The sequence below is a fragment of the Bacillus infantis genome (assembly GCF_020171945.1).
GTDB classification, from domain to species: domain Bacteria; phylum Bacillota; class Bacilli; order Bacillales; family Cytobacillaceae; genus Bacillus_AB; species Bacillus_AB infantis_A.
Genome location: NZ_JAIVAP010000027.1, coordinates 1 through 21,118, shown reverse-complemented (window position 1 = coordinate 21,118; position 21,118 = coordinate 1). Strand labels below are relative to the sequence as shown.

At 46.8% G+C, this 21,118-nt stretch carries 21 protein-coding genes and 2 other annotated features; of the genes, 19 read left to right on the top strand and 2 right to left on the bottom strand.

The genetic code is table 11. The features are described 5' to 3' along the window. The first annotated feature begins 11 nt into the window (after positions 1 to 11). The gene (locus LCM00_RS22800) at positions 12 to 1,886 is read left to right on the top strand and encodes a PTS fructose transporter subunit IIABC (RefSeq protein ID WP_224906303.1); all 1,875 of its coding nucleotides are present in this window, start codon (positions 12 to 14) and stop codon (positions 1,884 to 1,886) included. 55 nt (positions 1,887 to 1,941) lie between these two features. Here the strand turns inward: LCM00_RS22800 and LCM00_RS22795 are convergent, their stop codons facing one another. Further along, positions 1,942 to 2,475 (bottom strand): DJ-1/PfpI family protein, encoded by a 534-nt coding sequence (locus tag LCM00_RS22795; protein WP_224906302.1) that lies wholly within the window; start codon positions 2,473 to 2,475, stop codon positions 1,942 to 1,944. A 160-nt stretch (positions 2,476 to 2,635) separates the two neighbouring features. On the opposite strand from LCM00_RS22795, the gene LCM00_RS22790 reads away from it, so the two are divergent. The 6 genes from LCM00_RS22790 (at position 2,636) to LCM00_RS22770 (ending at position 6,806) form a co-directional block, all read left to right on the top strand. Beyond that, positions 2,636 to 3,433, top strand: coding sequence for a DUF2935 domain-containing protein (locus LCM00_RS22790; protein WP_224906300.1), 798 nt, complete (start codon positions 2,636 to 2,638; stop codon positions 3,431 to 3,433). A gap of 92 nt (positions 3,434 to 3,525) precedes the next feature. Then, entirely contained in the window at positions 3,526 to 3,876 is a 351-nt protein-coding gene (locus tag LCM00_RS22785; RefSeq protein WP_224906298.1) for a hypothetical protein, read from the top strand. Between the two features lie 103 nt (positions 3,877 to 3,979). Further along, a complete protein-coding gene (locus tag LCM00_RS22780; protein ID WP_224906296.1) occupies positions 3,980 to 4,216 on the top strand; it encodes a hypothetical protein in 237 nt (78 codons plus the stop codon). Between the two features lie 145 nt (positions 4,217 to 4,361). Further along, positions 4,362 to 4,484 (top strand): hypothetical protein, encoded by a 123-nt coding sequence (locus tag LCM00_RS24730; protein ID WP_257991495.1) that lies wholly within the window; start codon positions 4,362 to 4,364, stop codon positions 4,482 to 4,484. Positions 4,485 to 4,488: 4 nt separating this feature from the next. Further along, positions 4,489 to 5,235, top strand: coding sequence for an alpha/beta fold hydrolase (locus LCM00_RS22775; RefSeq protein ID WP_224906294.1), 747 nt, complete (start codon positions 4,489 to 4,491; stop codon positions 5,233 to 5,235). A gap of 122 nt (positions 5,236 to 5,357) precedes the next feature. Beyond that, a complete protein-coding gene (locus LCM00_RS22770; protein ID WP_224906293.1) occupies positions 5,358 to 6,806 on the top strand; it encodes a methyl-accepting chemotaxis protein in 1,449 nt (482 codons plus the stop codon). Positions 6,807 to 6,881: 75 nt separating this feature from the next. On the opposite strand, the gene LCM00_RS22765 is transcribed toward LCM00_RS22770, so the two are convergent. Next, complete coding sequence (locus tag LCM00_RS22765) at positions 6,882 to 8,153, bottom strand: MFS transporter (RefSeq protein ID WP_224906292.1); 1,272 nt, start codon at positions 8,151 to 8,153, stop codon at positions 6,882 to 6,884. 166 nt (positions 8,154 to 8,319) lie between these two features. Between LCM00_RS22765 and LCM00_RS22760 the strand changes: the two genes are divergently transcribed. The 12 genes from LCM00_RS22760 (at position 8,320) to LCM00_RS22705 (ending at position 20,957) form a co-directional block, all read left to right on the top strand. Beyond that, on the top strand, positions 8,320 to 8,964 hold the full coding sequence (locus LCM00_RS22760; protein WP_224906291.1) for an MOSC domain-containing protein: 645 nt from the start codon (positions 8,320 to 8,322) through the stop codon (positions 8,962 to 8,964). 61 nt (positions 8,965 to 9,025) lie between these two features. Then, positions 9,026 to 9,273, top strand: a binding site (T-box leader). Between the two features lie 40 nt (positions 9,274 to 9,313). Next, positions 9,314 to 9,562: a binding site (T-box leader), on the top strand. A gap of 73 nt (positions 9,563 to 9,635) precedes the next feature. After that, the gene (gene trpE / locus LCM00_RS22755) at positions 9,636 to 11,039 is read left to right on the top strand and encodes an anthranilate synthase component I (RefSeq protein WP_224906289.1); all 1,404 of its coding nucleotides are present in this window, start codon (positions 9,636 to 9,638) and stop codon (positions 11,037 to 11,039) included. After that, the gene (locus tag LCM00_RS22750) at positions 11,023 to 11,634 is read left to right on the top strand and encodes an anthranilate synthase component II (RefSeq protein ID WP_224906287.1); all 612 of its coding nucleotides are present in this window, start codon (positions 11,023 to 11,025) and stop codon (positions 11,632 to 11,634) included. The genes trpE and LCM00_RS22750 overlap by 17 nt, the downstream gene beginning before the upstream one ends. Continuing rightward, positions 11,606 to 12,631, top strand: a complete 1,026-nt coding sequence (gene trpD, locus LCM00_RS22745; protein ID WP_224906285.1) for an anthranilate phosphoribosyltransferase — start codon at positions 11,606 to 11,608, stop codon at positions 12,629 to 12,631. The genes LCM00_RS22750 and trpD overlap by 29 nt, the downstream gene beginning before the upstream one ends. 1 nt (position 12,632) lies before the next feature. Continuing rightward, positions 12,633 to 13,421, top strand: coding sequence for an indole-3-glycerol phosphate synthase TrpC (trpC, locus tag LCM00_RS22740; protein ID WP_224906283.1), 789 nt, complete (start codon positions 12,633 to 12,635; stop codon positions 13,419 to 13,421). Beyond that, entirely contained in the window at positions 13,418 to 14,047 is a 630-nt protein-coding gene (locus tag LCM00_RS22735; RefSeq protein WP_224906281.1) for a phosphoribosylanthranilate isomerase, read from the top strand. Before trpC ends, LCM00_RS22735 begins: the two co-directional genes overlap by 4 nt. Next, a complete protein-coding gene (gene trpB, locus LCM00_RS22730; protein ID WP_224906279.1) occupies positions 14,044 to 15,252 on the top strand; it encodes a tryptophan synthase subunit beta in 1,209 nt (402 codons plus the stop codon). Before LCM00_RS22735 ends, trpB begins: the two co-directional genes overlap by 4 nt. Further along, positions 15,245 to 16,033 (top strand): tryptophan synthase subunit alpha, encoded by a 789-nt coding sequence (gene trpA, locus LCM00_RS22725; protein ID WP_224906277.1) that lies wholly within the window; start codon positions 15,245 to 15,247, stop codon positions 16,031 to 16,033. The genes trpB and trpA overlap by 8 nt, the downstream gene beginning before the upstream one ends. 893 nt (positions 16,034 to 16,926) lie before the next feature. Further along, a complete protein-coding gene (locus LCM00_RS22720) occupies positions 16,927 to 17,715 on the top strand; it encodes an ABC transporter ATP-binding protein (RefSeq protein WP_224906275.1) in 789 nt (262 codons plus the stop codon). Continuing rightward, entirely contained in the window at positions 17,699 to 18,460 is a 762-nt protein-coding gene (locus tag LCM00_RS22715; protein ID WP_224906274.1) for an ABC transporter permease, read from the top strand. Before LCM00_RS22720 ends, LCM00_RS22715 begins: the two co-directional genes overlap by 17 nt. An 11-nt stretch (positions 18,461 to 18,471) precedes the next feature. Then, positions 18,472 to 19,467, top strand: coding sequence for an aliphatic sulfonate ABC transporter substrate-binding protein (locus tag LCM00_RS22710; protein ID WP_224906272.1), 996 nt, complete (start codon positions 18,472 to 18,474; stop codon positions 19,465 to 19,467). 482 nt (positions 19,468 to 19,949) lie between these two features. Beyond that, entirely contained in the window at positions 19,950 to 20,957 is a 1,008-nt protein-coding gene (locus LCM00_RS22705) for a YeiH family protein (protein ID WP_224906270.1), read from the top strand. Positions 20,958 to 21,118 lie beyond the last annotated feature (161 nt).

The window sequence follows — 21,118 nt, the reverse complement described above, 5'->3', positions numbered from 1 at the left end:
GGGAGAGCTTTATGAAAATTACAGAGCTATTGACAAAAGATACAATCCTGCTCTCTATTAATGGCAGGGATAAGCGCGGGGCGATCGACCAGCTGGCAGAGACCCTTGATAAAGCTGGAAAGCTTAATGATATATCCGCCTTCAAAGAGGCCATTCTTAAAAGGGAAGAACAGAGCACGACCGGGATCGGGGACGGGATCGCCATTCCCCATGCTAAAACCGCGGCTGTTGCCAATGCTGCAATTGCATTCGGCAAATCGGCTGAAGGGGTGGATTATGAATCGCTGGACGGACAGCCGTCACATCTATTCTTCATGATTGCTGCCCCTGAAGGTGCGAACAATACCCACCTTGAGGCACTTTCCCGCCTTTCTTCCATCCTTATGAGAGAAGAAGTGCGCAGGGAGCTTATGGAAGCGGATTCTGCGGAAACCGTTTTGAATATCATCAATGCACATGATGAAGAAGGCGAAGAAGAAGAGCAGAGCATGGAAAACAAAAAAGATTTCATCGTCGCCGTCACAGCCTGCCCTACAGGAATTGCGCATACCTACATGGCAGCAGATTCCCTGAAAGCAAAAGCGGCTGAACTGGGCATTGATATAAAGGTAGAGACCAATGGTTCCGGCGGAGCTAAAAATGTCCTGACCCGGGAAGAAATTGAAAACGCAGCTGCTGTTATTGTGGCAGCAGACACAAAAGTGGAAATGGAACGCTTCAAAGGGAAGCATGTCATCCAGACCGCTGTAGCAGACGGCATCCGAAAGCCTAAGGAGCTTATTGACAGGGCTGTTAAAAAAGATGCGCCGGTCTATCAGGGTTCAGGCAATGCTTCATCTGAAGACAGCGGAAATAAGGAGAAAAAGGGCGGCATCTACAAGCATTTGATGAACGGTGTTTCCAATATGCTTCCGTTTGTTGTCGGCGGGGGAATCCTGATTGCGATTTCCTTTATGTTCGGATATAACTCTGCAGATCCGAACGATCCTTCTTACAATGAATTTGCAGCGGCACTTATGACAATCGGCGGCGGCAATGCCTTTGGCCTGCTGGTTCCCGTTCTTGCCGGCTTCATTGCAATGAGCATCGCGGACCGTCCGGGCTTTGCACCAGGTATGGTCGGAGGTTTCATGGCAGCGAGCGGCGGGGCTGGATTCCTTGGCGGCTTGATCGCCGGATTCCTTGCCGGTTACATTGTTGTACTGCTTAAGAAACTTTTATCCGGGCTTCCGGCTGCTCTAGAAGGAATAAAGACGATTTTGCTTTACCCGCTTCTTGGAATATTACTGACCGGTCTTGCCATGCTGTATGCTGTAAATGAACCTGTCGGTGCTCTGAACAATGCGATCACAGACTGGCTTGCCGGTCTTGGCACTGCGAACGCTGTAATGCTTGGAATTGTATTAGGCCTTATGATGGCCTTTGATATGGGAGGCCCTGTCAACAAGTCAGCATATGTATTCGGAACAGGCCTCCTGGCAAACGGAGTCTATGAGCCGATGGCTGCCATCATGGCCGCTGGTATGGTTCCGCCGCTTGCCATCGCTCTGGCTACTACATTCTTTAAGAATAAATTTACGAAACAGGAAAGAGATGCAGGGACAGTCAACTATATCATGGGCTTATCTTTCATCACAGAAGGTGCCATCCCGTTTGCCGCAGCAGATCCGATCAGGGTCATCCCGTCGATCATGGTGGGTGCTGCTACAACCGGCGCATTGTCCATGCTGTTCAATATAGGCCTCCGTGCGCCTCACGGCGGAGTGTTTGTTGCCTTCCTTGTAGAAGGTAATGCGCTGCTGTACCTTTTGGCTATCCTGATTGGCTCGGTTGTTTCTGCGGTCCTGTTGGGGATCCTAAAAAAACCTGCAGCTCAAGTAAAGTAAAAATGACCGGAAAGCCCCTGCGCTTTCCGGTTTTTTCTTTTCAAGCAATAGCTTCTCACCGATACCAGCCAGGATTGAAATCTAGCTCCAGCACCTGTCCGAACTTAATGGCAAAGTCCACAAAGGCATTGCCCTTTGCTGTCAATATGCCTCTGTCAAAAACATATGGAGCGTCTACAAATCTTTCTTCGTTAAAAACCCCTAAAAACTCTCTAGCTTGTTTTGAAATACCTGCTGTGTAAGACCGGTCATACAAGATACCAGATTTGGCCAGAAGATATGGTGCACTGGATATTGCGGCAATAACTGCATCTTGTTCGCAGCCGCTGCGGATAAAACTGAATAGGTCATTTTCCTCAAGCAGGTGCTGAAAATCATCTACACCGGGAAGTATTAAACTCTGGTATTGGGAAATCTCTGCCTCCTTGAGAGAAATATCAGCCATGCAGGAAAGTCCTGCTTCTCCTTTAACAGGCTCATCATCCAGGCCGATGAAGACCTTTGGATGGTTTGCCTGTGTCAATACAGAAATGACGGCAGATAATTCGTATTCGCTGAATCCGGGATACAGGAAAATGGCTGTCGTCAACTTTCATACCTCCATTCAAAGGGAAATTTACAATACTATTCGCCGCTTCTGCCGGAAACCCTTTTCAGTCCGTATTATGATCCATGCTATCCGAGTCAGGCATATTTTGAGGCAAGTTTAATATGAATGAGAGAAGAAGTTTTAACAGGGAGGGGAACATATGGCAAAAACATTCGAAGAATCAGCAAAGGAAGAAAACGGATTCTGGCTGCAGATCCTCGGGGATCATGCGCGGTTCATTCATGACGCACTGGCGCCGTCTGAAAAGGAAAATATCCGGACAGCGGCATATTTTATAACGGTCTTCGATGAACTGCTTGCACAGGCAGGAGGCGCAGATCCTGTACAATTAAGCATGCTGGCAGAAGCAGAGGCAGAAAAGCTGCGGAGCTTTAAGCTGAAGCTGATTGAAGAGCATCTGATCGGCAAAATTAAAATCCAGCTCGGCCCGACCTTCATCAACCATATGGTGAACGAGCTTGAGGAATACCTTCTTGTGCTGAATTACTTGAAAAAAGGTGAAGCTCCGCCTGTATTTCATGAGCTTCATCATCATCTGATCTGGCTGCTTGATGCTGCCGGTCATGCAGGTGCGATTTCAGACAATATGGACCGGATCGAGAAAATGATTAAAGAAAAAAGCGGTGACTATACAAAACATTTTGAGGGGTTTTATTTAAAGGCTGTGGAGCTTACCGGTTTTTTGCGGACAAATATCCAAAGCTTTCCGGCACTGGACCGGTTTAACAAAAACGTCAAGCTCGAGATGAGGTTATTTATGAATTTCCTGGATGAAATTGAAGAGCTTGAACTCTCAAACCAGGCTCTCGGAACGTTTGCTCCCCTGATGGCCGACCATATGTTCAGGGAGGAATGCTATTACTTGACTAAGCTTGCGGAGTCGCAGTCCGAAGAAAAGCCGGACTGCAATCCGGCGAAACCCCGGCTTCAGTATTAGCAAGCATTTCCGGGACTGATAATTATTATGCCTTTTAACCTTCTCCAATGTGAACATACTAAGGTTGATCACATTTTGAGGAGGCATTCTTAGTGAAAAAAAGAGCAGCAGCCATTCTTGCGATATTGACCATTGTCCTGCCTTTGTCAGCCTGCGGCACAAACAACAACCAAATGAATGAACCTGAAGAGATGAATTATACACCGATGCGCAATAATGGCGATGGCTTTGATAACGACCAAGTCAACCAGCCTAATAATGACAGCAACAGAGTCATTCCTTCACGGTATGTTGATCCCGCTGACATGAGGCAGCTCGATGAACAAATCGAAGAGCAAAACGAAAGCAGCGAAGACTGGAGCGACCGGGGAGTGCGAAATGATGAGACGCCTAAGACTGAAGATAAGCCGGATCTTGGCGGCAATTTGTCTGGCGAAAGATAAAAGGATGGGGATGAGCCGCAGAAATGCGGCTTTTTCTGTTTATGTGATAATTTCCATTTGATTGGGGTAAAGGGTAAAAAACTAATCAGATTGCAGGGATCATATGGACATTTTAAGATGGGGCTATATGCGGAGGGGGCAGAGAAAAGCAGTCTTTGATAAATACCCGAATACCACTGTTATTTTCCGCCGGGTCAGGGGATATTTCCTTGTCTATAGCATCGGGTGGAATGAAAAAGACGGCGTTGTGGAGCGAAGCGATATTGAAGAGATGGAAGTCCTTCTGAATAATGAGCTGGGTCTGCTCGGAAACTACAAGGAACGAGGAGGCAGGATCTAGCCGTCCGGTAAATCAAGGCAATCCCTTTTAGGTGCATGGCATTTCTATGATACGAGCCATACTATAAAGGCAGCCAGTGATAGAGCCGATGGATCACACAGAGGTTATGGCTGTCCAATCATGCTTCAGAAGGAGACTATACTTCATGACTAAGCGCAATAGAAAAACAAAATCCGGCCTGCAAAGCGCCAAAAGCATAAATGATATGGAATTCTCAAAGGAAATGACAGCTTCAGAAAAGAAAGCTGAGAAACAGAGGCCTCACTGACTTTATGGCAAGCGGGATTTTTTATGAAGAGATGGGAAGCGGGATTCCGATTGTCTTCATTCACCCGCCTGGTATGGGAAGCATGGTTTTTGAGTGCCAAAAACCCCTTTCCAAATGGTTCAGGGTTATTTTTCCGGATCTCAGCGGGCATGGAAGATCGCCGGCTTGTCAGACAAACATTTCTATCAGCGGGTATGCCAATGAAGTAGCCGCACTGCTTGATACCCTGGAGATTGAAAAGGCTGCAGTGGCTGGCTATTCTGCCGGGGGGCTGATTGCACAGGAATTTGCCCTCAGTCATCCGGAGAGGACGGCAGCGCTCATCCTGGCAAGCGGCTACTCCGAGGTCCAATCTCCTGCATTTAAGTATGAACATCTTGCAGGCATGTACATGATAAAGCACCATCCGGAGGTCCTGATCCCGCTGCTTGCAGCAAGCCATACGAGCGATCATGCTTATCGCGCCAGGCTCGTGGAGCATATGGAGCTGGCAGACAAAAAGGTATGGTTTCAGTTTTACAGCGAGTCACTGCATTACAATTGCACAGACAGGCTGAAAAAGCTCAAGGCTCCATTTCTTCTGATATATGGGTCCCGCGATTTTGCCAATCAGCATATCAGATCATACAAAAAGCACACTGATTATCAATCAGCTGTCATAAAAAAAGTGGCCCATCAGCTGCCAACTAAAAAATGGCATGCTTTTAACCAGATTATACTTGGCTTCCTTTTTTCGGAGGCAAAAATCTAGAACAGCCAAAGTGCTGTTCTTTTTAGCGTGAAAAAGCTTTTCTTAGGTATTATTTCCCATTATAATTAAGTTACTGAATTTATGCTGAGTAAATTTGGAAATCATCTTACCAGGAGAATAATATGACAGAATACTTGGCTGACCTGCATAAACGGAACAGGCTGCTTGTCTATCTTTTATGGGCATGCGTAATACTTGGGGTTGCTGCAGCATACGACACACCTAAGACGGTTGTGACCATATTGGCAGCGGGAGGGCCGTTCTCCCTGTTTTGCAGCTTCATGATTTGGAGGAAAAAAGGCATCCCTCTTATCATGTATTTAATATCAATTGGATTGGCGGTCATTTCTTTCTTTTTTGTCCAGACAACTACTGAATTCACAAATTTGCTTATTTTCTTTTTATCTCTCGGAATAATCTCACTGTATCATAATTATCGTCCGCTTCTCTTGAATGGACTGATCGCATTGGCAATGATGAACTATTTCCTGGCTGTTAAACCGGATTATGGCGAGGTTGATAAACTGGCTGTGAATGTATTTTTCATTCTTGTGCTGGCTGCTCTTACGGCCCAGAGCCTGCTTGGGAGCGGGATGCTGAAGAAAGTGGAATCAGGAAGGAAGCAGTCTGAACTCCAAAAGCGGAAAACGGAAATGGTCCTGCAGGAAGTTCAGAGAACAATCGAGGTTTTGGGAAGGTCTAACCGCGGGTTGAATGAAAATGCAGAAATAACCGGAAAAATAACGGGTGAGGTGGTCCTCGCTTTTCAGGAGCTTGCAGGGGGAATTGAATCTCAGGCTGCAAGCATTACAGATGTCAATTCCGCAATTCAGGAAGTGTATGATGGAGTTCTGAAGGCGAATGAAGCATCAGGTATCATGGAAGCCTCTTCAACAGCCTCGGCTGAAATGACACTGCAGGGTAAAGAAAAGATGGACACGCTTTATGAAAAAATGAACAGCATAGGAAGGATGGTTGAAACGACCAATTCTGTGATGGAAAAGGTCAATGAGGAAAACAGGCAGATCGAAGGCATAGTCAAATTGATTGCGGGTATTGCTGACCAGACCAATCTATTATCATTGAACGCCGCAATTGAAGCCGCCCGGGCAGGCGAACATGGCAAAGGGTTTGCCGTAGTGGCAGAAGAGGTCAGAAAGCTGGCTCAGCAGGCTCATGAGGCTTCTGGCCAAATCACAGGAATCCTGGAAGGGATTCAAGGCAAATTCAAGGAGGCTGCGGAACTGATTGGGAGCGGCATGACAGAGGTCTCTGATGGAAGGCAGTCAGCGGAAGAGGCGGAAAATCTGTTTTCATCTATCCAGGAACAGTCTTCTGCTATTTTGGGACAAGCGGAATACTTAAGATCGCTCAATGAACAGCTGCAGCAGGCTGCAGCCAGCGTCCGGGAAGAAATGACTGCTGTTGCAGCCATCACCGAGCAATCGGCAGCTTCCGTTGAAGAAGTGCTGGCAAGCGCAGAGGTGCAGGAACAGCGGGTAATGGGAATCGTCGAAAACATCCGTGAGCTGAACGAAATGACAGGCAGCCTGGAGGAAGCGATAAAATGACTAAAAGCCCGGCGATTCTGCCGGGCTTTTGGTTAGCGGATTATTTTTTTTAGGAAGCCTCATTGTATGGTTGGCCTACCCCTTTTTATCAGGCTTTATTGCAAACAGGACTGCGAGTGCAGCGAGGATTGAGACTCCGCATAATATATAAAACAAAAGCTGTTCTGACTGCTTTACGATGATGGCGATAGCTGGCGGGCCGGCTGCTACGCCGATGAATCTCATCGAGCTGTACAGTGAGCTGATAGTCCCTCTCTCTTCCTTCTCAATGCCTTCAGTGATCAGGGCATCCAGGCAGGGCAGACTGACACCTATGCCGATTCCCCCCACTGCAAACATGGCCATGAGAAACCAGAGATTGGTCGAGAATCCAAGTATTCCGACTGAGGCAGCCAGCAGGATGCTGCCGGAAAAAGTAATCCACTTCATCAGAATCTTATTTTCTTTGATCAGCTTTCCGGTAATATAGGACGATAAACATAACGCGCCTAATGGAATGGCAAGAAACAGTCCTTTTTTTACATCTTTGATGTCATACTGCTTTTCAAGGATATCCGAGAGGTGAAACAGCACGCCGAATAATACGAACATTAATATGATGCCTGCTACAAAAATGGCATAAAGCCACTTTCCATTATTTTTAAAAATATCCTTAATTTTTTTGAAAAAGGCTTTGAAGGGGATAGGCTCTGTGCGCTTTTCTGGTGTTTTTACCAGCAAGACCATCAGAAGGACAGAAATGGCACAAAATACTGGAAAAGCAAAAAAAGGCAAAAACCATACAAAGCCTGCCAAAAAGGCGCCGAGAATAGGGCTCAACACCTTCCCGAATGTGTTTGAGGTTTCTATCACCCCAAGAGAACTGCTGACTTCTTCCTCATTCTTGAACATATCCCCAACCAAAGGCATGACAATGGGTGCCCCTCCAGCAGCACCAATCCCCTGAAGAGATCTTCCAATGAGGATGAGCCAGTAAGGATCTGCCAGCTTCCAGGATGCCCAGCCGGAGATAAGCCCGCCGATAGCGGCGATCAGGAGACTGGGGATAATAACTTTTTTCCTTCCGATATGGTCTGAAAGGTATCCGGCAAGCGGTATCATGATAATGGCCACAATGCTGTATACCGTAATGATCATACTGGACTGGAAGGAAGAAATGCCAAGCTCCCGCTCCATTACGGGCAGAACTGGAATAAGCATGGAATTCCCCAGAGTCATAACCAGCGGGATTGAGGAAATAGAAAGGACAGCCCATTTTTGATTATGCGCGTCATTATTTTTCTGGCTCTTCTTTTCCTTTGCTTTTTTCTTGGATTTCTTTAAAACGACTTTCTCCACATGCTCCATTTGAAAACCTGCCTCCTGTGTTGATACTATTACTATTAGCAAACAAGCTGACTTCTTTCCCTGCTAGTTTTTGGCATAGAGAGGGGTTGGAACATTAAGCCAAAAGAGATAGAATAGGGAATAATGCCAGCGGGCAGACTAATTGGATTCATGGAGGGAAAAGAGCATGAAAGGCCGGATAATTGAATTCAGCATTGGCAAACCAACGCAATTTGACTGGAAAGGAAAAAAAGAAATTTCTGCAATAAGGAAAATTCCACTGGAGGAAGCCAGCCTGACGCCAGAAGGTTTTGCCGGCGACGGTGTCGCGAACCCTGATTTCCATGGAGGCCCTGACAGGGCAGTTTGCCTGTACCCATATGAGCACTACAGGATGTGGGAAAAGGAATTTGGAAAACCGTTCCAGCCTCCGGCATTTGGAGAGAATATCTGTGCAGAAAATATGAAGGAAGAAGATGTATACATTGGGGATATTTTCGCATTGGGCGATGCAGTCATCCAGATTACCCAGGGGCGGGTTCCGTGCTCGACTATATCCAAGTTCAATGAAGCAGATAAACTGCTGGCAAGAATCGTGGAGACCGGTTTTACAGGATATTTTTTCAGGGTAATTGAACCAGGCATGGTTCGAAAAGATTCACAAATTATCCTTCTTGAACGGAAGCAGGAGGAAATTTCGGTTTTGGAGGGAAATGAGATTTTTTTCCGCGGGCGAAAAGATGCCGGAGCCATGGAAAAGATGCTGCGGATAGAAGCGCTGGCGGATGTCTGGAAAACGAAGCTCCAAAAGGCTTTGTACAATATTACATAAATATTTATGAAAAATGATTTGACAAACGGATATTTTCGATTTATCATAATAATCAATATATCGAACGGCAATGACGAAGAGTAGTAGCTTTTGCAGATGCTTTAGAGAGCTGATGGATGGTGTGAATCAGTGCAGATGCAATCGTGAATGGACTTCCGAGCCTCCAAACCGAACCTTTTAGAGCAGTAGGCTTTGGCGAACAGTCTCATCGTTACAAGAGACAGATGGCAGGAATTTTGTCTGCTGTCTGCAAAGTGAGCTGACTAAATCAGCTAATGAAGGTGGCACCACGGGTTTCTCGTCCTTTTTATAAGGATGGGGGACCCTTTTTGTGTTGAAAAAAAGAATATTCAAATCGCTGAACAAGAGTAGTAGCAGTGCTTAATTTCGTTCCAGAGAGCCGGGCGTGGTGGAAGCCGGCACGAACAGCATTGTGAATGGACTTGTGAGAGGCATCCTGAAAAAAAGTAGGGATGCACGGGATTCCGCCGTTATCAGGATAGGGTCTGCAGGGCTGAAAGCTTTGCGCACCCGAAAAGAGAGAGCATCCCATGCTCTAACCTGAGGTGGCACCGCGGTCCGGAATATCGTCCTCTATATGCACAATACCTGTGCGTATAGGGGACTTTTTTTATAGGAGCCGAGCCGAGAAAAGCATAGGAGGAAAGAAAATGAGCAGAGCAGAGGCAGTATCAGGCATGATCATTGAAGAACTGGAAGGAGACATACTGACGCCCATCAGCATTTATCAGCGGATCAGCGGGGAGAAAAAATTCCTGCTTGAAAGTTCGCTGAAACATGAGCGCTCGGGAAGATATTCTTTTATAGGCGCAGACCCTGTTTTTGAATTAAAGGGGACTGGCGGCACTAGCATTCTGATCAGGGGAGAAGAAGAAACCGAACTGGCAGAGCCCGCACTTGAGATGGTAAAAAAACTGCTTCCTGAAAAGGCCATGCAGGCGCCCTTTCCGCTGGCTGGAGGGGCGGTGGGCTATGTCGGGTACGACAGCATCAGGGAGTATGAGGATATCGGGGATATCCCGGAAGATGAATTGGGAGTCCCGGATGTGCATCTGATGTTCTTTGAAATCATGGCTGTCTATGACCATGCTGAACAGAAGGTTTACCTGATTGGCACGCGCCTGTCACCCGATACGACAGATGAGAGCCTGAGGGTCAGGATTGCCGGGCGGAGGAAGGAAATAGAAGAAGGATCCGGCACCCCTTCTGACAGCCTTATAAAAATATCAAGATACTCGGCTTCAGAAACGAAAGAGTCTTTTGTTGAAAAGGTAAAGAAAGCCAAAGAGTATATCATCCAGGGAGATATCTTCCAGGTGGTGCTTTCACAGCGTATGCAGGCAGACATTGAAGGAGATCCGTTCTCGTTCTACCGCAGGCTTCGTATTCAGAATCCTTCACCATATATGTATTTTCTGAATTTTGGGGAATATGCAGTCGCCGGCGCATCTCCGGAAAGCCTGATCAAGGCAGATGCTGATAAGGTAACCACAAACCCAATTGCCGGGACGAGGCCAAGGGGAAGAGACGAGGAAGAAGACGAAAGGCTGTCAGCCGACCTGCTGAACGATGAAAAAGAGCTTGCCGAGCACCGGATGCTCCTGGACCTGGGCAGAAATGACCTTGGCAGGGTTTGTGAATTTGGTTCGGTTAAGATAGAGAAATATATGGAGGCCGAAAAATTCAGGCATGTCATCCATTTGGTTTCAGAGGTATCCGGAAAGCTGAAGCCGGAATATTCACCCGCAGATTCACTTGCTGCCTGCCTGCCGGCAGGGACAGTATCGGGTGCCCCGAAGATTCGGGCCATGGAAATCATCAATGAACTGGAAGAATATAAGCGGGGCGTATATTCAGGGGCCATCGGCTATTTCTCGGCCGGCGGCAATATGGACTTTGCCCTTGCAATCCGCACCATGCTGATTAAGGGTAATAAAGCCTATATCCAAGCTGGGGCAGGCATCGTACATGACTCGGTGCCCGAAAAAGAGTATGAAGAAACCATTCATAAATTAAGGGCATTTTTGGAGGATCAAGATGATTTTATTAATTGATAATTACGATTCATTTACGTATAACCTGTATCAGTATTTGGGAGAGCTTGGCGAAGAAATAAAAGTTGTCCGCAACAACAAAATCAGCCTTGCTGAAATCAGCAGGATGAACCCTGAAGCCATTGTTCTGTCACCAGGGCCTGGCAGGCCGGAAAACGCAGGCATTTGCATAGATCTGATCCAGGAATTCGGCAGCAGCATCCCGATCCTCGGTATTTGCCTGGGGCATCAGGCCATTGGCCAGGCATTCGGGGCCAGGATCGAAAAGGCTTCCAGAATCATGCATGGAAAAACATCAAAGCTTAGGCATACAGGCTCGCATTTGTTTCAATACATGGAGCAGCCGACCGATATTATGAGGTATCACTCACTTGTCATACAGACCGGAACGCTTCCGGCACAATTCAAGGTGCTGGCAAGATCGATGGATGATCAGGAAATCATGGCCATCAAGCATGAAGACTACCCGCTCTTCGGCCTTCAGTTTCACCCGGAGTCAGTCGGGACGATAAACGGTAAAAGGATGCTGGCAAACTTTTTAACGGAGATCAGAAAGGAGAATAGGCATGAGGCACATACTGGAACGCTTATCTGAACGCACGGAACTGACGGAATCAGAAATGATGGAGGCGATGGCCCATTTGCTGTCCGAAGAGGTGACAGACAGTGAAATTGCCGCTTTCCTGGTAGGTCTGAAAACAAAGGGAGAAACGGTTGCTGAGATTGCAGCGCTTGTAAAGGGGCTGAGGGGAAGGAGCCTTAGATTTGAAAGGAAAATACCAGGTGCCCTGGACAATTGCGGTACTGGCGGGGATGGATCAAAAAGCTTCAATATCAGCTCAACCAGTGCATTTGTGATCGCAGGAGCGGGAATTCCTGTTGCCAAGCATGGAAACAGGAGCGTCTCCAGTAAGACAGGGAGCGCCGATGTACTCGAGCACTTGGGGATCAACTTGAATCTGCCGCCGGAGCATCTTGAGGAAATTCTCCAGGAAATTGGCATCGCCTTTCTTTATGCTCCGCATGTTCATCCTCAGATCAAAAGGATTATGAAGGTAAGGAAGGATTTACGGATCCCGACAATTTTCAACCTGATCGGGCCGCTCACCAATCCGATGGAGCTTGATTCACAGCTTCTGGGAATCTACAGGAGGGATTTGCTTTCCATGTTTGCAGAAGTACTGAATGAACTGGGGCGGAAAAGAGCGGTTGTATTGAACGGAGCCGGATACATGGACGAAGCTTCCCTCCAGGGCGAGAACCATTTGGCAATCCTGGATAATGGGATTATCACAGAGAAAATCCTTCTCCCTGAGGAGACTGGGCTTGGCACATATAATAATGAAGAAATACGGGGCGGAGACTCGAAGGAAAATGCGGAAATACTGCGGAAGGTGCTCAGCGGCGAAAAAGGGGCATACCGTGATACTGTGCTGCTGAACAGCGGGATCGGCATTTTCGCTGGCGGAAAAGCGGATACCATCCAGGAGGGAATCAAGCTTGCCGCAGAAAGCATTGACAGCGGCGCTGCACTCGAGAAGCTTGAACTTCTCGTTAACGCCGGCAGCAAGTTCAAACAAGAGGTGATATAAGATGGCGACCATTTTAGATAAAATTATTGAAGAAAAAAAACGGGAAGTTGAAAGGCTGAAAGCTCTTGGGCTGCCTGAAATCCCTGAGACACCAAAACGGTCTTTTGTTTCCAGACTTGAAGCAGCTGAAAATTTGAGCATCATTGCCGAATTCAAGCGGGCTTCGCCTTCAAAAGGCGATATTAGCATGAATGCATCACCGGCCGAACAGGCTGCCAAATATGTTGAATTTGGAGCCGATGCTATTTCGGTATTAACTGACACGTCCTTTTTCAAAGGAAGTTTTGAGGACCTGGCAGCAGTCAGAGACGCTGTCGATGTCCCGATTCTCTGCAAGGATTTTATGATTGATCATATTCAGATTGCCAAAGCAAAAAGTGCAGGGGCCGATATCATTCTGTTGATCGCGGCCGCGCTTGGTGAAGGGCAGATGAATGAGCTGTACCATTATGCTGCCAGTTTGAATCTTGAAGTACTGGTAGAGGTTCATAATGAGGGGGAAGCAGAAAGAGCGATCGCAGCAGGCAGCAGGCTGATAGGGGTTAACAACCGTGATTTGCGGACATTTAATGTAAATCTCTCTGTCACAGAAAGCCTCGCTCCGGCTATTAAAGAATCAGGTGCATTTCTGATCAGTGAAAGCGGCATGAAAACGATCGAGGATGCTAAAAGGGCCGCCCGTGCAGGGGCAGGAGGAATCCTTGTCGGGGAAACCTTCATGAAAGCACCTGATCTTGAATCATCGCTCCGCGGCATGAAGCTTCCTTTAAAGGAGGTGCGGATCCCATGAAGGTGAAAATCTGCGGCATCACTGATCTGGAGAACGGGCTTTATGCAGCCAATAGCGGGGCAGATGCATTGGGATTTGTTTTTGCCGAAAGCAGGCGCCGCATCACACCTGAGGAAGCGGCCGAAATAATAGCAAAGCTTCCCGGCGAGCCCCTGAAGATTGGCGTCTTTGTTAATGAATCCAAAGAAGTAATTGAAAAAACGGCGCAAATTGCCGGATTGGATATGGTCCAGCTTCATGGTGATGAGACTCCGGAATTCTGTGCAGGCATCAATCTGCCAGTCATTAAAGCCTTGAGTGTACAAGGAGAGGAAGATCTTGCCCGGATTGCCGAATATCCTTGTGATTATATCCTCCTGGACAGCCCAAAGGGAAAATACAGGGGCGGGAACGGAATCGCCTTTGACTGGAGTATTCTTGAAGGCAGGGATTTTGGCGGTAAAAAAGTAATCCTTGCAGGCGGCTTGAATCCAGAAAATGCAAGAAAAGCAATCCGTAAGGCAGCGCCTTTTATGGCTGACGTCAGCAGCGGCGTGGAAAAGGACGGAAAAAAAGACCCTGCCCTGATCGCGGAATTTATAGCAGAAGCAAAAAATGCGCTCAAACATGAGGAGGAAGTAAAATGACAGCAGTCTATACGATGCCAGATGAAAAAGGGCATTTCGGCATATATGGTGGAAGATATGTACCTGAAACACTTATGCAGGCAGTTACAGAACTGGAGGAAGAATATAAAAAGGCCCTCCAGGATGAAAGCTTTACAAAGGAATTGAACAGTCTTCTGAAAGACTATGTTGGCCGGGAGACGCCGCTTTATTTTGCTGAAAACCTGACGAAGCATGCCGGAGGAGCAAAGATTTTCCTGAAAAGGGAGGATTTAAACCATACCGGCGCTCATAAAATCAATAATACGATCGGCCAGGCTTTATTGGCAGTCCGCATGGGGAAGAAGAAAATCGTTGCAGAAACGGGGGCGGGGCAGCATGGCGTAGCCACTGCAACCGTCTGTGCCCTGCTGAATCTTGAATGCGTCATTTATATGGGGGAAGAAGATATCAGAAGGCAGGCTCTGAATGTATTCAGGATGGAACTCCTGGGAGCGAAGGTCGTCGGTGTCAGCTCAGGCAGCAGCACACTGAAAGACGCAGTCAATGAAGCGCTGCGCTACTGGGTAGCCAATGTATCAGACACACACTATATACTCGGCTCTGTAATGGGGCCCCATCCATTCCCGATGATTGTAAGGGACTTCCAAAGCGTGATCGGGGCAGAAACGAAGCAGCAGTATCTTGAAAAAGAAGGAAAACTCCCGGATGCAGTTGTAGCCTGCATCGGAGGGGGAAGCAATTCCATGGGGATGTTTTATCCCTTCATAAAAGACGAGAGTGTGCGCATGTATGGCGTGGAAGCAGCTGGTCTTGGGGTAGAAACCGGTAACCATGCAGCTTCATTAACTAAAGGAAAACCTGGTGTGCTCCACGGAGCCCTCATGTATCTGCTGCAGGATGAGGACGGCCAGATACAGGAAGCCCACTCCATCTCGGCAGGCCTCGATTATCCTGGTGTAGGCCCTGAACACAGCTATCTAAAAGATACTGGCAGGGTAGTCTATGAATCTATCACAGACGAGGAGGCCCTCGACGCTTTAAAGCTGCTGTGCAGGCTCGAAGGCATCATTCCGGCACTGGAAAGCGCCCATGCAGTGGCATACAGCATAAAGCTTGCAGCAGGGATGTCTGCAGAAGAAGGAATTGCCGTCTGCCTGTCAGGGCGGGGGGATAAGGACGTAGAAACAGTGAAAGCCAGATTAGGAGGGAAGAAGGATGAATAGAATCGAAAAAGTGTTCCGCCTTTTGAAAGAAAAAGAGGAAAAGGCCTTTATTCCCTATATTATGGCAGGAGATGGAGGGCTGGCCACGCTGGGGGACAAAATCACTTTTCTTGAAAAATGCGGTGCAACAGCGGTGGAAGTGGGCATCCCCTTTTCAGATCCGGTAGCGGACGGCCCGGTCATTGAGAAGGCGGGAATCCGCTCGCTGAAAGAAGGGACAACGCTTAAAACGGTCCTTGAAACCTTGAAAACGATCAGGCCGATTGTCCATATCCCTATCATTATCATGACTTATGTAAATCCTGTTATGGCTTATGGAATCGAACGGTTTACCATGGAAGCAAGCAAAGCTGGTGTAGACGGCCTGATCCTTCCAGATCTCCCTCCCGAAGAAGAAGATTTGATTGCACCATATGCAGAAAGGGACGGCCTGGAAATTATCAGGCTTGCTACATTGACAAGCCCGATCGAGCGGATACAGCAAATTTCGGAAAAAGGGAATGGCTTTCTATATGCGGTTACAGTCAAAGGGACAACGGGAGTAAGAAGAGATTTTTCCGGAGAGCTTCAGGAGCATTTGCAGAAGGTTAAGAATGTCAGCAGGCTGCCGGTGCTCGCCGGTTTCGGCATCTCGACCCCCGAACATGTCAAGGCAATGAATCAGATTTGCGATGGTGTGATCGTCGGAAGCAAAATCGTCCAGCTCTTTGAAGAAAATAATCTGGAAGAAATCGAGAAGCTCATTAAAGCGTCCAAAAAAGAAAACGCCTTTCAGCCATGAGGGATTGCCACTCCCTAATTAGTTCGGTTTTTTTTGGAGTCAGCATACCTTTCAGCTCATAAAACAAATGGTTGTTTATATTGTTTAATGATATTGATAAGACAGCAATACTGGAATAGCATAGCAGCAGCACCCCAAATAGCACCTTGACAATGAATATTGCCATCGTGCAATTCAGGGTGCTATTTTTTTGGTTGGGAAGTGATTTCAAACTGCCCCAAGAAAACTATTTGACTATTTGCCCTTAGCAAAAACAACAGATGGGAAGCTGAATAGTGAGAAACGAGTGATAGAAAAATAAGGGGAGGTTTTACTCTTAAATGCAGATTAGTAGCAGTTTTTGTGGAAATAAGGGGAGTTTTTCCCTCTAGGCAAAGAAAAACTGTCTTTTTTCACGCTTTAGAATCGATTAAGAGGAATTTCTACCCCTATTTAAGGTGTTTTCAATACTATTTGCTAAATAAGGGGAATTCTTCCCTCTATAAATCTCCATTAGAAGAGAATCTTGTTTGATTATTAAAATAATGCAATTTTTACGGAAACTCGGCTGATCAACTATTCAGGGAATGAGTGCAATAATTGAAGAAGAACAGTATTTAAAAGTAAAAAGCCGGGGATGTTCCAAGCTTTTATAGTTTATTAATTCCAGACGTTACGAAAACGTATGTGATTGGGGCTGTAATTTTCTGTTTTCTCCACATTTTTGACCTATATACGAGCTAATTTTTATTGCCTTATCCAGCATGCTAATCCTCTGCCTTCCTTTGAATAAATCATCAATTTATCCATGTTTTTAAATTAACTTAGAAAGCTTGACATGCCCGGTGAATACATTATAATTACATACTATATCCGAGTATTATAATAAGATTTCTTAGAATAGGTGGTTTTCTGTGTTTATTGATGTTCAATCTGTAAATAAACAGTATTTTGATAAAAACGGCATGGCTGCAGATGTGCTGAAGGATATAAACCTGAGCATTGAAAAAGGCCAGTTTATATCGATCCTCGGCCCATCCGGCTGCGGTAAATCAACACTGCTGAATATTGTGGCTGGCCTAACCTCAGCCACGAGCGGAAGTGTCCTGATCGATCAGCAGAAGGTTACGAAGCCGGGCAAGGACAGAGGTATGGTTTTTCAGCAGGCCGCATTATTTCCATGGCTTAACGTAATAGAAAATGTCACATTCCCGTTGAAAAAGGAAATGTCAAAGAATGAAGCGAAGGAGACAGCACTCAAATATTTGCAGATGGTTCAGCTTGGCAAGTATCCCGGCCATTATCCGCATGAGCTGTCGGGCGGCATGCAGCAAAGGGTTTCAATTGCACGCGCCCTTGCCATGAATCCTGAGATCCTGCTCATGGATGAACCCTTTGGGGCCCTTGATGAGCAAACAAGGTCAAGGCTTCACCAGCAGCTTGAAAAGATCTGGATGGAGACAAAGAAAACGATCCTCTTTGTTACCCACAGCATCTCTGAATCTATTAAGCTCTCTGACCGCATCATCGTGATGGGCACCAAGCCGGGAACGATCCTCAAGGACATCAAGGTGGATCTCCCCCGTCCCAGAGATCAATATAAGAAGGAAATGCTTGAAATAGAAGATCATATTATGAGCTATCTCAAGAAGGAAATCGACAAAGTAGTAAGCGAGGAGTTAGCTAATGAAACCAGCAATTAAACGAATCATCTTCTTTGCAATCATCATTGGCTTATGGGAGCTGGGCTCAAGGCTGGGCCTTTGGCTGCCGACCATCCTTCCATCGCCGACAGATGTGTTCCAATCACTAGTGACAGGAATCAGCGATAAAACGCTTCTATATGATCTTGCGGCCAGCTTCAGGAGACTGCTCATTGGCCTTGGCATCAGTTTAGTGCTGGGCTCGGCCCTCGGAATCCTGCTTGCCAAATCAAAGACGGCCGATGAAACACTGGGTACGGTCATCCTTGCCCTCCAAAGCGTGCCGAGCATTGTCTGGCTGCCGCTGGCGATCATGTGGTTTGGCATGAACGAAGTTTCGGTCATCTTTGTTGTAATTCTTGGCGGCACCTTCGTCATGACCTTGAATATGAGGGTGGGAATCAAGAATGTATCACCGCTGTTCATTAGAGCGGCACAAACGATGGGGAGCAGCGGGATTGACTTGTTCACAAGGGTCATCTTCCCAGCCTCAATCCCTTATGTAGTGACAGGGGCAAGGCTTGCATGGGCATTTGCATGGCGTGCACTGATGGCAGGGGAACTGCTCAGCACCGGTCCGGGACTCGGGTATACGCTGAGATATGCTTCTGATTTCGGGGACATGAGCCTCGTGATCGCTGTCATGATCATCATCGGTGTGATTGGTTCAATTGTGGACCAGCTGATTTTCCAGCGTATTGAAAAATCGGTCCTTGAAAGATGGGGACTTGAAAATAATAAATAGGGGGAAATAAAATGAAAAAGAAAGCCTTTATGTTCATGGCTTCATTATTGACAGCTGCAGGGATCCTCTCAGGCTGCGGATCTTCAGAAAACAGCTCAGGCTCAAAAGAAAAAATCGTTATCGGCTATTTCCCGAATATCAACCATGTGCCGGCGATGGTTGCAAAGGATCAGGGCTTTTTCCAGAAGCGCCTTGGCGACGGCACAACGATCGAATATAAGACTTTTGCCGATGGCGGCCAGTTCATGACTGCGCTCAAAACAGGTGATTTGGATGCAGGTCTGGTCGGTCCCGGCCCTGCGATGAATAATTATTCCACTGGAGCAGACGTTAAGCTGATTGCCGGGGCTTCTACAGGCGGCACGGTCGTTCTGGCAAGTAAAGACAGCGGCATCAAGACAGCAGCTGATTTTGCAGGGAAAACATATATTACTCCTGCAGTCGGATGTACACACGATGTTCAGTACGAAACATACCTGGAAGAGTCCGGCATCACATCCGAAAGGATTGGCGGAACAATGAAGCACCTGACTGGAAATCCGGCACAATATGCCAATATGCTGAAAGCAGGCAAAATTGATGTGGCGGTTGCCCCTGAACCATGGGCAGCAGTAATAGAAGAAGAAACCGATGCAAATGTTGTCATTGGCTGGGATGAAGTCGCTTTCGGCGAAACTCTGCCAGCGTCTGTCATGGTAACATCAGGCAAAGCTGTTAAAGAAAATCCTGAAGTTATCCAAAAGATTGTGGAAGCCCACAAGGATGCTGTGAAATATATCACCGAGAATCCGGAGCAGGCTAAAGAAATCACAATTAAGGACATCAAAGAGGTAACTGGCCAGGAGCTGGAAAAGTCAGTTGTAGACAAAGCCTGGGAACGCATCGGCTTTACTTATGAAGTGGATGAGGATACAGTACAGGCATTTGCCGATTCTTCCTATGCATTAAAATTCCTGAAAGAAAAACCTGACTTCTCGAACTTTATTGACAAGGAATTTATTGACTAGAAAAGCGGAGGCGGCTCGCTCAGAGCCGACAAGCATAAGACGCCCGAGAATAAAAGGCGTACTTTGCCTTTAATTCTCGGGTGGCTTATGACTCGAGGCTCTAGCCGCCGGAGCTGGACAGGTAGAAAAGCGGAGGCGGCTCGCTCAGAGCCGACAAGCATAAGATGCCCGAGAATAAAAGGCGCACTTTGCCTTTAATTCTTGGGTGGCTTATGACTCGAGGCTCTGGCCGCGAGAGCTGGACAGGTAGAAAAGCGGAAAAGCCTTTCTAAGATTAAGGGGCGCTCGCTATACTTATTGGTTTAAGATGCATCAGGCGTGCGAGCCTGATGTTTTTTTGTGTGAAAATTCTTTCTTTCTCCGCAGATTTTACTAAGAAGCCTTTTATGTTAAGATTATGTGGGGATTTTAATAAAATAAGAGAAGAGCAGTTTTATAGAAGCTATAAATTTGCCTTATCATCAGGAAGTAGTGAGAGAAAGATGGAACGGCTACAGCAAGCGGCCGCCAGGCTTCCTAAATGGGTGCCAGGGGTCATTTTGGCTATTGCGATTGCATTAGCGGCAAAATTTCTGGGCGGCATTTTCCCTTTGGTCGGCGGAATATTATTTGCCATCCTGATAGGGGCTGCAATCCGCAACACAGCAGGCATAAACCCGGTTTTTGAGCCAGGGCTTACACTGACGGTTAAAAGACTTCTCAAAGCCGCAGTCGTATTGCTCGGTGCCGGGCTGAATATTTTTGATATTTTTGAAATAGGGAAACAGTCCCTGCTCATTATTTTTGTATCTGTCTGCTCAGGCATACTTCTTACACTTTGGTTCGGGTATTTCCTGAAGCTTGGAAAAACCTTATCACTATTGATCGGGGTAGGGACGAGCATCTGCGGGGCAACGGCGATATCAGCTGTGAAAGGTCTCCTTGGGGCAAAGGACGATGAAACAGCTTATGCCATCTCGACAATTGTTTTTTTCAACCTGATTGCCTTTTTTCTATATCCGATCATCGGCCATATATTCCAGATGAACGATCAGGCTTTCGGAATATGGGCAGGGACGGCAGTGCACGATACATCCTCTGCAATCGCTGTCGGCTATGTTTATGGAAATGAAGCAGGAGAAGTTGCGACTACTGTCAAGCTGGGAAGGACATTGTTCCTTCTGCCGCTGATCCTGCTCCTTCCTTTTCTGATGGGATCTGCAGATAAAAGCAATCGGGCAGGTTCTTTCAAAAAAGCCTTTCCCTGGTTTATCGTCTGGTTTCTGGCTGTCAGCATCCTGAATTCATTCGGAGTATTTCCGGCAGCAGCACAAGATTTGCTGAGCAGTATCTCAAAGTTTGTCATCATTATGGTCATGGGCGCTGTCGGCCTGCAGACAGACCTTAAACAGTTTGCCAAGCTTGGCGTATCGCCGCTGATTACAGGGCTATTTGCATCGGCTGCGGTCTCGCTGATCAGCTTTGGACTGGTCTATTGGCTGATTTTGTGATTTAAGTCATAAGAAATTAAAAAAATGGAGCCCTTCACTGAAGAGGCCACTGAAAATCTACCCATTTTTCAACTCTTAACATGACTTAAAACAAAAAAGCCAGATTACCTTCCCTATTTTGGTCGGTAAACTGGCTTTTTTAATCATTTTTTATCCTTTTT